The organism is Scandinavium manionii (assembly GCF_024764775.1).
Classification (GTDB): Bacteria; Pseudomonadota; Gammaproteobacteria; order Enterobacterales; family Enterobacteriaceae; genus Scandinavium; species Scandinavium manionii.
This window is the reverse complement of record NZ_JALIGC010000035.1, coordinates 53,615-66,174: the sequence shown is the minus strand read 5'-3', so window position 1 is coordinate 66,174 and position 12,560 is coordinate 53,615. Positions and strand designations below refer to the sequence as shown.

The window sequence follows — 12,560 nt, the reverse complement described above, 5'->3', positions numbered from 1 at the left end:
TCTTGAAATGCGCCAGGAACCTAAATTGTAATCCCGCCATCAACACTGAGTGTGGTGCCCGTAATAAACCCTGCACCTGGAGAACATAAATAAATAACCGCACCGGCAATTTCTTCTGGATTTCCAGTGCGCTTCATCGGTTGCAGGTTATTGAGAAAATCACGACCGCTTTCTTCTGTCCGCATCTCCTCGTTCATGGGCGTATCAATGACGCCCGGACACACCGCATTGATCCGAACTCCCTGTGAAGCAAACTCCACTGCCGCAGATTTGGTCAGCCCGATAACGGCAGACTTACTGGCGTTATATATCGCCGACCCCGGAAAGGCCCTGAGCCCCAGGAAGGAGGCGGTATTGACGATACCACCACCCCCGCTTGTCATTATCGCAGGGATTTGATATTTCATACAAAGTGCGGTGCCACGCACATTAACCGTCAAAATGCGGTCAATGGCATCAGCTGAGGTTTCAGTAATGGGGGCTGGTGTGAGGAAAATACCTGCATTGTTGAATGCAAAATGAAGGGCACCAAATACTTCAATAGTTCGCGTAACTGAGAAAGCAATCGCTTCCTCGTCTGAAATATCCGTCTGTATAAAGAGACCTTTCCCACCTACCTTCTCGATGAGAGCGACAGTTTCTTTTCCCTCAACTTCCCGTCGTCCCAGAACGACAACATTGGCCCCCTCTCTGGCAAAGGCAAGAGCAGTTACCTGGCCAATCCCAGAAGTCCCCCCGGTAATCAGTACCACTTTATCAGCGAAAGTTTTCATGATGAATTTACCCCTTGATATTTATGATGTTGTCGTAATGTGAATAAATAACCTGAACGGCTAAAACCTAACTCATTTTCTTAAGGCTGATTGACCAACTATAAGATGCTTTATTGGTTAAAATAAGCCATGCTATATCACATGAACTAATGGCTCACATTCATTAATGGGATAACTGCATGCGCACCAATGAGCTGGGAGAACTGACGGCATTTGTTGCTGTTGCCGAAGAGCGAAGTTTCCGCCGAGCCGCAGCGCGACTTAATCTGACTTCCTCCACTCTTAGCCATTCCTTAAGATCGTTGGAAGAAAGACTCGGTGTCAGACTGCTTAATCGTACTACCCGTACCGTTTCACCTACCGCAGCAGGAATGGCATTGCTGGAAAAAATTGCTCCTGCATTTTCGACTATTGAGGAGGCTGTCGAAGATGTAAACGCCTTCCGCAAGCTTCCCCACGGCAGACTACGGATCAACTCTTCTCGCATTGCGTATCAGATGGTCCTGGAACCTATTTTTCAGGATTTCTGTCGTAACTTTCCTGATATAACTCTGGAGATTTCGCTCAATGATAGCTTTGTAGATATTATTAAAGAGGGTTTTGATGCCGGTATCAGATTACACTCTGATATACCTCAGGATATGAATGTGGTACGGGTTACTCATGACCTCACTGCCGCTGTGTATGGTTCGCCCGATTATTTTCGCCGTGTTCCTCTACCGAAGACGCCACAAGATTTACAACAGCATTTATGTATTGGCAGACGTCAAATCGCCAGTGGTAATCAGTATCGATGGGAATTTGTCAAAGAAGGTAGACACATTGCGATACCGGTACACGGTCCGCTGGTATTTGATACGGTCGATTTGATGACTGATATTGCGCTACAAGGGATTGGGTTGGTGTATGCCCTCGACAGCGAAAAAAATAGACAATATGTTGCAGCTGGCAGACTGGTACGCGTACTGTCTGACTGGTCACCGACTGTACCCGGTTTCTGCCTCTATTTTTCCGGTCACCGGCAAATGCCAGCAGCACTGAAAGCATTAATTTCAGCAATTCGTGTTAATACTTAATTCGTTGCGAGCGGATACAGATTGACGGCTGCGACAATCACTGGTTTGAGGCCCTGTACTGCTCTGGTCTATGTTGACGATACCACCAGTCGGCTGATGCACCCTGGAGCAAGATAGACTCAAATCTTCACCTTCATTTATTCTTCTATATTTTAAGAAAATCCCTATATTCCACGATGGGGAAATCAATGCTACGTTTAAGCGTATATTCCTGTGCTAACTATTTACCCACGATTTAATTATTAATTGCATTGTGAATTACATTTTTCACAGAGGATTATACTTATGAATGGTGTAGCTTATCCCCTACAACAAAGATAGTGCTAAAGGTAATAAATGCGATGATCATGAATCAATATATAAAAAACAATTTGCGTTCTTTTAAGCGCACGATTAAAAACATGCATAAAAAATGGAAGAACAAAGACAATCTCAAAGCTGATACGCTTTGGGTTTCTATGGGTGAGAACTGTCTTCCCGATGATATCTTACGCAGGCACAACAGAAAATCTTTTAGTACGGTTTTTTCCGCAGGACGTTCCAATATTGAGTATATTCTTCAAATGGAACATGATAATTATAAAAATCTGCTGAAAACAGATTGCCTGGTACAATGCCCGGATGGCACCAACTCTGTTATTCGCTCCGCGTATTATAAAAAATGCAATGACAAGTACAGTCCCCGACACATGCTCGGGTTCGAATTTACACATCATAACCCACTCCAAGTGAGAGAGGATAATAGGGCATTTAAACGACGAGTTTCACGGCAAATAAAATTGCGGGGAACAAAGGATTTTGTTTTTTTATATCATCACAGAATTACCGACAACTCAAATCTTTCATCACTACGATCTCACCTTAACGAGCTATTATCATTATACAATATACAATATACAAAATCGGAATTGTAAAGTGGTACTTTTTTACCAAAATATTATTGACAGAAGTGTTGAGAAATTCATGGATTTTAATTTCCATAAGTCAGGTTTACTTGAGTTTGTGTGTCATACCCATGATATTTGGGGTGGAGATGATTTAGACACATTCTGGGCAAAAAAAGATGACAGGCTTTTTGCAGAAATGTTCAGTAAAGTTGATGGTATCAGCAAACAGGATTTGATCTCATAGCGTAAACACATGCGGACGCGCCTCCGGCCTGTCCAACCAAAATTTCCAGTAATTACCTAGCATAGATTTTGCCGCGTGTGGTTAATATAAGCCTGTACCGCAGCACTGGGTTCATCTTTACGACTGACCATCATCAGATTCGCTGACAGCTCTTTCGAATCCAGCACTCGATAAACGATGCCCGGGATCGCCACCCGCGCTAACGGCGCGGGAACCAGCGCGATACCCAATCCAGCCCCTGCCATGGCGAGCACGCTCAGTGAACTGGAAATTCGCAAGGCGATATTTAATGATTCACCCAGCAGCGTTTGTAACTGTGAATCAAGTTCAGAATCCGCGTCATTGATGGAGTACATGATCAACGGCTCATTGGCCAGCATATCCACGGTCAGACTCTCTTTATCGGCAAGAGGATGCTCGCTGGACATCACCACTACCCTTCCCCATTTCCCTACAGACTCATAAATCATAGCCGGGTCATGTTCCGGATAGTAATCAGGCATATAGCCGACATCCAGCGTACCGTTCTGGATTGCATCGTTTTGTAGCTGCGGGGCCAGTTCCTGGCAAATAATCTCAGCATCCGGATACGTCTGATGAAATGAGCGCACGTCCTGCATCAGCCTGCCGCTAAAGACAGCATTGCCAGCAAACCCGACCCGTATGCGACCCGTTTCACCACGAATTGAACGTTCGACCGCAAGACGCGTATGTTCCATATGCTCCAGCGTGCGCATGGCTTCAGCCTGCAAAAGCTTACCGGCGTCGGTCAGTTCGACCCGACGGCTGGTGCGGATCAGCAAAGGGCCGCCCAGCTCAGCTTCTAGCGCTTTTATCTGCATGCTCAATGCAGGCTGAACGATGTTGAGCCGCTCTGCCGCCCGGCCAAAATGCCGTTCTTCTGCAACTGCCAGAAAGTATTTCAGGTGTCGTAAATCCATAACTCCCCATGCATCAATACAAATGATGAATCAGTCAAATCTATATTTTTTAGTTTAATTGCTTTCGGGGCCAAACTGAAGATAGCGGCCTGGTTACCGCACTGATTTAGCGAGTAAACGTCAGCTCCGGCACCAAAGCATCATCGTCCTGCATGCATTTCTTCCAGGCGCTACCTTCTGAACCGTTGTCCAGAATGGTGGAGGTTCGGTACTCAACGGAGCGACTCTGTTCTTTGCCCGCAGAATCTTTGGTGACGTAGTTTGCCGTCGTCCAGCGTGTGCGTGTCGGTGCACCATTGGCAACCAGCGCGATGGTTTTCTCTCTGACCTCTTCTGCGCAGCTGTGAGCTGCCGTCATTACGCGTTGATATTGCGCTTCCTCTGGCGAGGTGGATTTTTGGGAAGTACAACCGGACACCATCAACCCTGCAAACGCGATGCTGCAGACCATTTTTATCATTATTAATGCCTCAATTATTGCTGACGGGTTTTTCAGGTTTTTTCTGTGGGACAGGCACCGCTTTTTCCAGTCTAGCCTTACTTGTAGATTGCTCCACCGCTTTCTGTTTGCGGGCCAGTTCATCAATAACCAGTCGATAGGCAATGTAGTATTTATAAATATTGCTGACGTAGGTAACGGTTTCAGCGCCAATTTTCTCGGCGGCCAAATTCTCAACGTTACCAAACCAGACATTGGGGTCGAAGCCGCGCTTTTGAGTTTCTGTGCGTAAGCGTGCGATCCGGGCAGGACCGGCATTATACGAGGCAAACGAGAACAGCACTTTATCCAGCGGGGTCATTGGCTCATCGCCGTAGTACTGGTCTATCATCCAGCGCATATATTTGACCCCGGCGTTAATGTTGGGGTCCAGATTGCGAATATCGCCGACGTTCAGCTCTTTCCCGGTCTTCGGCATCACCTGCATCACACCAATCGCCCCGACCGGGCTGCGTACTTTCTGATTCAACCGGGATTCCTGATACCCTTGGGCAATCATCAGCAGCCAGTCCACGTTGTAGCGTTCACCGTATTTTCGGAAGATATCTACCAAGGTTAAAAACTTCCGCCGTTCCGCTTCGGATGTCGCACTCTTCACGTATTTAGCGTTCTTTAAGTATCGTATTAACAGTATATTTCCGAATGTGCTCCCTACTTTATTTTCACGCACAAAGCCATTTAATACAGCCAGCAGTTGAGGATTACTCTTACGCACGCTCCAGGCAATATTAGCGTGATCGCGAAGGCCGATATTTTCATGTACCTCAATGTTAGGGAAAATATTTTTCCAGAAAAGTGCTTTATGCCTGTCGACGACAATCAGCGGGATCAACCCGGCATTGAGCATTTCAATCAGGTCTTCATCCTCAAGGGCTTCAGGAGCGGGTTGTAGCGTGACCGGGGGTAAGGATTGTTTTGCGAAGTGTGCATTCAGCGTTTTCAGGCTTTCATAATAGCTTGATGAATAACGGACAAAAACGGTTTTGCCTGACAGCTGTTCAAGGTTTTCTACCTTAGGTGAATCCGGCCCGGACAGCAGCAGCTCTTTGACGTTGGCATAAACCGGATCAGTGAAGGAGGCAAGCTTCATGCGATCGGGAGTAATGGTCAGATTCGCGGCGACGATATCCCCTTTCCCCTCATTCAGGGCGCTAAAGAGCTGCTCGCGGGTCACCGGCACAAAGATAATGCGCACCTTCAGGTGGCGATGTTTGAGCCGTTTATCTTTCATCAACTTGTTGTTCAGGTCGCGCTCGAACGCCATAAATGCATCGTGGGTCACGCCGCGTTGGGTGCCTTTGTCGATGAAGTAAAAGGTTTTGCTGTAGGTTGTCAGCACGCGGATCACCCGCCTATCGTACATGCCCTGCAAATCACCGACCCAGGGCTTCTGTATGTCCTCCATGCTGACGCTCAGGGCTTTATCGTGGCCATCTTTTACAGGCGTCGTAAACGCAGCGGTGACGAACAATAATGCGGCAAGGCCAATCAAATTGGCGGCAGTAAAGGGATGTGAAAATGATGCATTCATGGAGCGGCACTCCGCGCGGTGCATCACTCTATTTTAGTCAATTTACCGACGACAGGCGTAAGAATAAAGGGTGAACATCCCGCGCGGTGCCGTCCGTGGCGAGGGTATTTCAGTCGCTTGCGCCCTACTCTTTGACCAGCACTGGCGTGGTTTGCCACAGCGTCGGGAAGTCAGCTTTCAACTGCTGGACTTTAGGAATGTCGTTAATCGCGATGTAGGGATAATCAGGATTGTCGTTGAGAAAGTTTTGGTGATATTTCTCCGCTGGATAGAACTGCGCTTTATCTTCGACAGTGGTCACCACCGGGTCACTGAAAGTATGTGCGGCGTTCAACTGGGCGATGTACGCCTTCGCCACTTTTTCCTGACTGGCACTTTGCACAAACAACGCGCTGCGGTACTGCGTGCCGTAATCCGGGCCCTGTTTGTTGAGTTCAGTTGGATCATGCGCCACTGAGAAGAAAACCTGTAACAGCTTACCGTAAGTGATTTTTTGCGGATCGAAGGTCACACTCACCGACTCCGCATGGCCGGTCATTCCACTGCTCACCGTCGGGTAATTTGCGGTTCTGGCCTTGCCGCCCGCATACCCGGAAACCGCGCTGGTCACGCCTTTGATATGCTGGAAAACGCCCTGCACGCCCCAAAAACAGCCGCCCGCAAAAACGGCCGTTTCAAGTCCCTGACCTGAGGGTGCTTCATCCTGAGCAGGTGGCGGCACGTTTATGGATTGAGCCCAGCCAGTGCCTGACAAAAACAGCGTGGCGGTCAGGGCGGCGGCGATCCGGAGACACGTAAATTTACTCATCATCTTTCCCCTCTTAGCCAAACGTGAAGGCGTATGCTGTCGCGCCTGGTTGTTCAAATTCAATGCTGACTGTATGCTCACCGGCCCCGTCTTTCTGGCGAATCAGCTGGTATAAACGCTGATCGGTCACAGTCCCAGAGCCATCAGCAGCAATATCGCTGCCGTGCATTGCGCCGGGTGGCTGCCCGTCGAGAGACACCTTAAACCGCACGGGCTTGCCGTTGTCTGCGGGGCCTAGCACCAGATGCACGTCGCGCGCGCGGAACTGATACACAATGCGGCCTTTGTCGCCCGCCAGCGTGATGTGCTCGCCGCCGACATTCCAGCGCCCCACCAAACCCCAGGCGTTAAGCGGCAGCGCCGTCGGTTGAGGGTAATCAGCCACGTCATCGTTATTCAGGCTGCCGGAAGCAAAATTCTCGGCGCGCTGATAACCCAGATAGGTTTCCGGTGAAATATCGTTCATGCCGCTGGCCGATTGCTCAACGCCCTTGCCTGTCACGTTCGCCAGCTTGTCATTGACGTTTTGGGCGCCAGCCTGGCGTAACAGTTCCTGAATCACGCGTTCGGATTCGGCGTAATTCCCCTCTCCAAAATGCATGTAGCGGATGTGACCTTTGGCATCGATGAAATAGTGCGCGGGCCAGTACTGGTTATTGAACGCCTGCCAGATACTGAAATTGTTATCGATGGCGATCGGATAAGTGACGCCGAGTTTTTTGGCTTCTTTGGTGACGTTATTGATATCTCTTTCGAAGGCGAACTCAGGGGCATGCACGCCAATCACCACCAGGCCCTGGTCGCGGTATTTTTCCGCCCAGGCTTTAACGTACGGCAGCGTGCGCAGGCAATTGATGCAGGAGTACGTCCAGAAATCGACCAGCACCACTTTTCCGCGCAGTGATTCAGCGGTAAGCGGCGGCGAGTTCAGCCATCGCACCGCGCCGTTCAACGAAGGCATCATTCCAGCATCAACCAGCGCAGGCACATTTTCATTGGTAGCGGATGCCAGCGTCGCAGACGGTTTCCTCGCGGAAAGCGCACTCTCAGGTTTCAATTTTTGAACTAACGTCTGCTCGATCCCGCCGGTGGAAACGGTCGACAAACGCGCCAGTACGCCGGTATCGAGGCCCAGTGAAATAGCGGCGACGCCCAAAAGCATTGCCGCACCCAGCCCACGGCGGATCCATTCCCCCACGCCGAGCGAACGTTTCATGGCGCTAAAAACTTTGCCGCCAATTAATAACGCCAGCGCCAGCGAGGTCACCGCCCCGGCAGCGTAGGCCAACAGAAGTAGCGTTGAACCTGCGTTCGCGCCCTGCAAAGCCGCACCTGTTAAGACCAGGCCAAGAATGGGCCCGGCACACGGCGCCCATAACAACCCGGTCGCCACACCTAATAGCAACGAACTGCCCGGCCCGGCCGAGCGGCCAGAAGTGATTTTTTCGGAAAGCGTATTCCCGGCATTAACCAGCGGATGCATCAGGCGTTCGCCGATCTGCGGGAACAGCAAGGTAATGCCAAATACCGCCATCAGCACTAACGCGGCAATGCGCCCGTACTGATTCGCGGCCACCACCCAACCGCCGCCGACCGCCGCCAGGGTAGCAAACAGCGTAAACGTCAGCGCCATGCCGAGCAGTAACGGTAGCCCCGAGCGAGTAAAAGGTTGGTCTGAGCGGGCGAAAACAAACGGCAGAACCGGGAGAATACAAGGGCTGGCAATGGTCAGCAGACCGCCAAGATAAGCAAGAGTAATGACCAGCATAGTTGAAGCCTCAGCAAGGACAACGTGGAGGTGATGTCCTGACTGTAGCGGGGTATTGGTTACGGGATCCTCGCGGAATATTTACATTTTTGTGATAACTGCGGGAAGCGCCCTCCGCGAAGGAGAGCGCTGGAAGGTGTTATAGATTCCCTACGCCGCCATCAACCAGTAAATCGGTCCCAACGATATACGCAGATTCATCGGAGGCCAGAAATACCGCGGCTTTTGCCAGTTCAGACGAAGTGCCTAAACGCCCAATCGGCACCAGTTGACGGATACCCTCGCGCAGTTTTTCCTCTGCCACGCCGTTGCCCAGTTTACCCAGTGCCGGAGTTTCTGTTGGGCCAGGGCTTAAGCCGTTGACACGGATCCCTCGCGGATGAAGCTCGCCCGACAACGTGCGTGCCAGTGACAGTATTGCCGCTTTACTGGCGGCGTAAACGCTGCTCTGCGGTAAGCCAATCCGGGCGCTCACTGACCCGCAGACAATCACCGATGACGGATTCGCCAGCATCGGTAACAGCGCCTGGATGAGGAAGAACGGCCCTTTGAGATTGGTGCTCATCAGACGGTCATATGCGTGTTCATCCCACGCCTCAAGCGACTGATGCGTGACATCACCGGCGTTAGCGAAAAGGATATCCAGCCGTGGCCACTGTTCGCGTAATGCACCGGCCAACTGTTGTTGTTGGCCTAAATCGCCCGCATCGCTTTTGAGAATCAGCACATTTTCACCGAGCTGCTCCCTCGCGGCCAGCAGGCCTGATTCGCTGCGTCCGGTTATCGCCACCGTCGCACCTTCCTCCAGGAACTGGCGAGCTGTTTCCAACCCAATGCCGCTGGTGCCGCCGGTAATTAATGCGTATTTGCCGTTAAGTCTGCCCATTATGTCACCTCATATTTAGCTGGTGACGTCATTATTTGCGCTATAGTATCTTTTAGATAGTAGGCACCTTTTGGATACTAAGGCACGCCATGGAATGCATTGACGAACGACGGGAGTCCGCATGACAAAAAATATTTACCTGGTGCCAACCGCAGGGTCGGATTGTCCGATGGTTGGTTTTGTAAACCTGATTGCCGGGAAATGGGCGATCCCTATCCTCTATCGGCTGATCCTGATTGATGAGCCGGTCCGATTCAGCGAATTACAGCGCGCGGTCGACCCTATCACCCAAAAAGAGCTCACGCGCCAGCTGCGCCAGTTTGAAGCGCGCGGGTTGTTAACCAGAGAGGTATTTGCCGAAGTGCCGCCGCGTGTGGAATATCAGATTACCGCACTCGGGAAATCACTGCGCCCGACGCTGGATTCATTGGCGGAATGGATGCGGGAGAATGCCGCCGCGATGAGGTGAAGACTAGCCCGGCAGCAGAGCACCACCGGGCGAAACATACGGAAATTACAGTGCAGATTTAAGACGTTTAACGGCTTCGTACAGTTGCTCTTCGGTGGCAGTCGCGTAAGAAAAACGCAGCGTTTTCTTATCCGCATGATCGCTAAAGAAGAACTCGCCCGGCACGTAAACCACACCTTTTTCCAGCGTCTGCTTCAGCCATTTTGTGGTGTCGAAGTCATACCGGAACTGCGCCCACAGGAACATACCGCCCTGTGGCTGATTAAAGGTGATGTGATCGCCGAGTTCCTCTTTCAGGAAGCGCGACAGCGCCAGGCATTTTTGCTTATAGGCATCACGGATCAGCGCGATTTGCGGGTCAAGGCGATTCAGGGTCAGATACGCCGCCACCAGAGATTGGGTAAATGAGTTGGCGTGAAGATCGGTCGCCTGTTTCACAATCGCCACTTTCTGTTTCATCCATTCCGGCAGAATAATCCAGCCCACACGCAGGCCCGGTGCCAAAATTTTTGAGAACGTCGACGTGTAGACCACGCTGTCATGGTTACCCAGTTCAGCTGCGGTCTGGAACAAGGTTTTCTGACGTTCTTCGGTAAAGCTGATGGCGCCATAGGGGTCGTCTTCGATGATCACGAAGTCGTGTTTAATCGCCAGTTTGACCAGTTTTTCACGACGTTCGGCGCTCAGCGTAGTCCCGCTCGGGTTACCGAAGGTCGGCACAATGTAGACCGCTTTGATGCGCGTCGTGTGCAGCAGTGTTTCGAGCTCATCGACGAGCATCCCATCGGCGTCGCTGCCCACCGACTGCACGGTGGCGTTGGTCAGACTGAGAATTTGCAGGGTCGCCAGATACGTTGGACGCTCTACAACAAACACATCGCCCGGATTAGCAAGCGAACGGATCAGCAAATCCAGCGCCTGCTGAGAACCCGAAGTGACCAGCAGACGGTCAGCCGTGGTGTCAATTCCACGAGATTGACACAGCCCGACCAAATGATCGCGTAATTCGACGGTCCCTTCTGTTAAACCGTACTGGAACGCCTCACCGAAGTTCTCTTCGACGACGAGCTGCGTGGCCTGGATAAGCCCTTCTTTATCGAATAATTCTCCCGACGGGATGCCGCCAGCCAGTGAAATAACGCCTGGCATTTTACTGTGTTTTAACAGTTCACGAATGGCGGAAGGTTGAAGCTGTTGGATGCGGTCTGCGAGGTGATTGCTCTTGCTCATGTTTTTTCTCTCGTTTTTATTCACCTAAAATATACATAGCACCCAAACGAATAAGCAATGCCTTTAACAATCAAAAGCAAAAAACCACGCCAGGCGTGGTTTTTATGCGCAACAGACTCAGTTCAGTGCAATACGCACCACGCTATCCGGGCCTTTGGTGGTGTTGTCTTCATTAAATTCCTGCTTGACCGTTACATACAGCGACTGTCCATCCGGCGAGATAAGCAGGCTATTTGGATGACTGTCAAAAGACCAACTGTGTTTCACTGCATAACTGGTGGCGTCCAGCTGCAGTACTTTCTTCGATTCACGCTGGCTGATATAAATTTCGTTGCGCTTATCATTAAATTTAATCCCTAACGCATCACCTTCAATGCGTTTAAGCACCTTGCCAGTCCGTTCATCAATGACCAGCGTCACTTTGGCTTTGGAATCGTCAGTCACGAACAGCCGACCGGTTTTGGCGTCTTCCGCCATGTTCAGGAATAAATACGTTTTTCCGTCGCCTGGCGTCCAGCGCTGTTCTATTTTGTAGGTTTCAGGATTGATCGTGAGAATTTCCCCGCCCCCGTTGGCTGCATAGATACGCTGAGTGACCGGGGAATAGATAATGCCAGTGACCCATTTGCCGGCATTTTCAATCCGATGTTTCAGCGTCATGGTGTTTGCGTCGACGACCGAAATAAAACCTGGGTCCGCGACACCGCCGATAAACAGCATGCCGTTGTGCCAGAAGATTTCTCGCGCGCCCACCGGGTCGCCGTCTTTGTCTTTGCCTTCAAACATCAATCGTTGCAGCACTTTTCCGCTTTCGGCATCCACTTTCGATACCCCACCGTCCAGCGTGTTGGTGGTGTAAAACAGCTTCCCACCAGGATCCATCGTCATGCCGAAGTTTTTGTAATCGGTAAAGGTCTCACCGGTTTTTTTCAGCGTAGCCGGATCAAGACGATATAACGCCCCGCCGTTTACATCTTTAAAACCCTGTGCGCTGGCGACGTACAGGGCCTTTGTTTCTGGCAAATACACCATTTCATACAGTCCATCGCCTATCACCTTTTCCGACACGCCAGTCACCGCAGTTTGCGCCTGAACGTTAAAGGTCGACAGGCTGAAAGCCGCGGTCATCGCAAGGGCGATTGTTGTTTTGTACTGCGCGAAGGGAAATAGCATCTGAAACTCCGTAATAGGAAAGAACCCTGCCCAAAATGGGAAAATCGGTGTGGCTTTTATATTAATGAGAATCATAAGCATTTGCGTTATTTCTGTAAACCCATTGAAAAACAGGGTTATCAGTCGGTTGCTGATTCACAAATTGTTACATATAGAGCTAAACTCTTGCGCGACGACGCAAAAGCAAATAATTATTATTACCATTCTTATTAAGTCGTTCTCCGCTTTTCACGTACCAGGCCATGAGAGAGCCAGGGCATCCACAGAAACGACAA

Annotated in this window: 13 protein-coding genes; 4 read left to right on the top strand and 9 right to left on the bottom strand. The window is 50.5% G+C overall.

Annotated elements, in window-relative coordinates; all coding sequences use genetic code 11:
• Positions 1–20 precede the first annotated feature (20 nt).
• Positions 21–773: a glucose 1-dehydrogenase gene (locus MUU51_RS06575; protein WP_258967402.1), complete on the bottom strand. Its 753-nt coding sequence runs from the start codon at positions 771–773 to the stop codon at positions 21–23.
• Positions 774–952: 179 nt separating this feature from the next.
• Here MUU51_RS06575 and MUU51_RS06570 point away from each other — a divergent pair, with 179 nt between their 5' ends.
• From MUU51_RS06570 to MUU51_RS06560, 3 genes are all read left to right on the top strand, one after another.
• On the top strand, positions 953–1,849 hold the full coding sequence (locus MUU51_RS06570; protein WP_258967401.1) for a LysR family transcriptional regulator: 897 nt from the start codon (positions 953–955) through the stop codon (positions 1,847–1,849).
• A gap of 341 nt (positions 1,850–2,190) precedes the next feature.
• Positions 2,191–2,763, top strand: a complete 573-nt coding sequence (locus tag MUU51_RS06565) for a DUF1796 family putative cysteine peptidase (RefSeq protein ID WP_309582917.1) — start codon at positions 2,191–2,193, stop codon at positions 2,761–2,763.
• A gap of 49 nt (positions 2,764–2,812) precedes the next feature.
• A complete protein-coding gene (locus MUU51_RS06560; RefSeq protein ID WP_258967400.1) occupies positions 2,813–2,980 on the top strand; it encodes a hypothetical protein in 168 nt (55 codons plus the stop codon).
• Positions 2,981–3,036: 56 nt separating this feature from the next.
• Here the strand turns inward: MUU51_RS06560 and MUU51_RS06555 are convergent, their stop codons facing one another.
• The 6 genes from MUU51_RS06555 to MUU51_RS06530 form a co-directional block, all read right to left on the bottom strand.
• Complete coding sequence (locus MUU51_RS06555; protein ID WP_258967399.1) at positions 3,037–3,921, bottom strand: LysR substrate-binding domain-containing protein; 885 nt, start codon at positions 3,919–3,921, stop codon at positions 3,037–3,039.
• Positions 3,922–4,027: 106 nt separating this feature from the next.
• On the bottom strand, positions 4,028–4,381 hold the full coding sequence (locus tag MUU51_RS06550; RefSeq protein ID WP_159768427.1) for a hypothetical protein: 354 nt from the start codon (positions 4,379–4,381) through the stop codon (positions 4,028–4,030).
• A gap of 10 nt (positions 4,382–4,391) precedes the next feature.
• Complete coding sequence (locus MUU51_RS06545) at positions 4,392–5,951, bottom strand: MltF family protein (RefSeq protein ID WP_258967398.1); 1,560 nt, start codon at positions 5,949–5,951, stop codon at positions 4,392–4,394.
• A 124-nt stretch (positions 5,952–6,075) separates the two neighbouring features.
• Positions 6,076–6,759, bottom strand: a complete 684-nt coding sequence (msrA, locus tag MUU51_RS06540; protein ID WP_258967397.1) for a peptide-methionine (S)-S-oxide reductase MsrA — start codon at positions 6,757–6,759, stop codon at positions 6,076–6,078.
• Positions 6,760–6,772: 13 nt separating this feature from the next.
• Positions 6,773–8,527 (bottom strand): cytochrome c biogenesis protein DipZ, encoded by a 1,755-nt coding sequence (locus tag MUU51_RS06535; RefSeq protein ID WP_258967396.1) that lies wholly within the window; start codon positions 8,525–8,527, stop codon positions 6,773–6,775.
• A 139-nt stretch (positions 8,528–8,666) separates the two neighbouring features.
• Positions 8,667–9,413 (bottom strand): SDR family oxidoreductase, encoded by a 747-nt coding sequence (locus tag MUU51_RS06530; protein WP_159768418.1) that lies wholly within the window; start codon positions 9,411–9,413, stop codon positions 8,667–8,669.
• 121 nt (positions 9,414–9,534) lie between these two features.
• Here MUU51_RS06530 and MUU51_RS06525 point away from each other — a divergent pair, with 121 nt between their 5' ends.
• Positions 9,535–9,882 carry a winged helix-turn-helix transcriptional regulator gene (locus tag MUU51_RS06525; RefSeq protein WP_235033607.1) on the top strand — a complete coding sequence of 116 codons (348 nt, stop codon included), beginning with the start codon at positions 9,535–9,537 and terminating at the stop codon, positions 9,880–9,882.
• 45 nt (positions 9,883–9,927) lie between these two features.
• Here MUU51_RS06525 and MUU51_RS06520 read toward each other — a convergent pair whose 3' ends face one another.
• Entirely contained in the window at positions 9,928–11,112 is a 1,185-nt protein-coding gene (locus tag MUU51_RS06520; RefSeq protein ID WP_159768415.1) for an aminotransferase-like domain-containing protein, read from the bottom strand.
• A gap of 117 nt (positions 11,113–11,229) precedes the next feature.
• Positions 11,230–12,285, bottom strand: a complete 1,056-nt coding sequence (locus MUU51_RS06515; RefSeq protein WP_374684787.1) for a YncE family protein — start codon at positions 12,283–12,285, stop codon at positions 11,230–11,232.
• Positions 12,286–12,560: the final 275 nt, after the last annotated feature.

Excerpts from the sequence above, each read along its gene's own strand:
- MUU51_RS06575 (WP_258967402.1), bottom strand. The coding sequence starts at position 773 with ATGAAAACTTTCGCTGATAAAGTGGTACTGATTACCGGGGGGACTTCT.
- MUU51_RS06570 (WP_258967401.1), top strand. The coding sequence starts at position 953 with ATGCGCACCAATGAGCTGGGAGAACTGACGGCATTTGTTGCTGTTGCC.
- MUU51_RS06565 (WP_309582917.1), top strand. The coding sequence starts at position 2,191 with ATGATCATGAATCAATATATAAAAAACAATTTGCGTTCTTTTAAGCGC.
- MUU51_RS06560 (WP_258967400.1), top strand. The coding sequence starts at position 2,813 with ATGGATTTTAATTTCCATAAGTCAGGTTTACTTGAGTTTGTGTGTCAT.
- MUU51_RS06555 (WP_258967399.1), bottom strand. The coding sequence starts at position 3,921 with ATGGATTTACGACACCTGAAATACTTTCTGGCAGTTGCAGAAGAACGG.
- MUU51_RS06550 (WP_159768427.1), bottom strand. The coding sequence starts at position 4,381 with ATGATAAAAATGGTCTGCAGCATCGCGTTTGCAGGGTTGATGGTGTCC.
- MUU51_RS06545 (WP_258967398.1), bottom strand. The coding sequence starts at position 5,951 with ATGAATGCATCATTTTCACATCCCTTTACTGCCGCCAATTTGATTGGC.
- msrA (WP_258967397.1), bottom strand. The coding sequence starts at position 6,759 with ATGAGTAAATTTACGTGTCTCCGGATCGCCGCCGCCCTGACCGCCACG.
- MUU51_RS06535 (WP_258967396.1), bottom strand. The coding sequence starts at position 8,527 with ATGCTGGTCATTACTCTTGCTTATCTTGGCGGTCTGCTGACCATTGCC.
- MUU51_RS06530 (WP_159768418.1), bottom strand. The coding sequence starts at position 9,413 with ATGGGCAGACTTAACGGCAAATACGCATTAATTACCGGCGGCACCAGC.
- MUU51_RS06525 (WP_235033607.1), top strand. The coding sequence starts at position 9,535 with ATGACAAAAAATATTTACCTGGTGCCAACCGCAGGGTCGGATTGTCCG.
- MUU51_RS06520 (WP_159768415.1), bottom strand. The coding sequence starts at position 11,112 with ATGAGCAAGAGCAATCACCTCGCAGACCGCATCCAACAGCTTCAACCT.
- MUU51_RS06515 (WP_374684787.1), bottom strand. The coding sequence starts at position 12,285 with ATGCTATTTCCCTTCGCGCAGTACAAAACAACAATCGCCCTTGCGATG.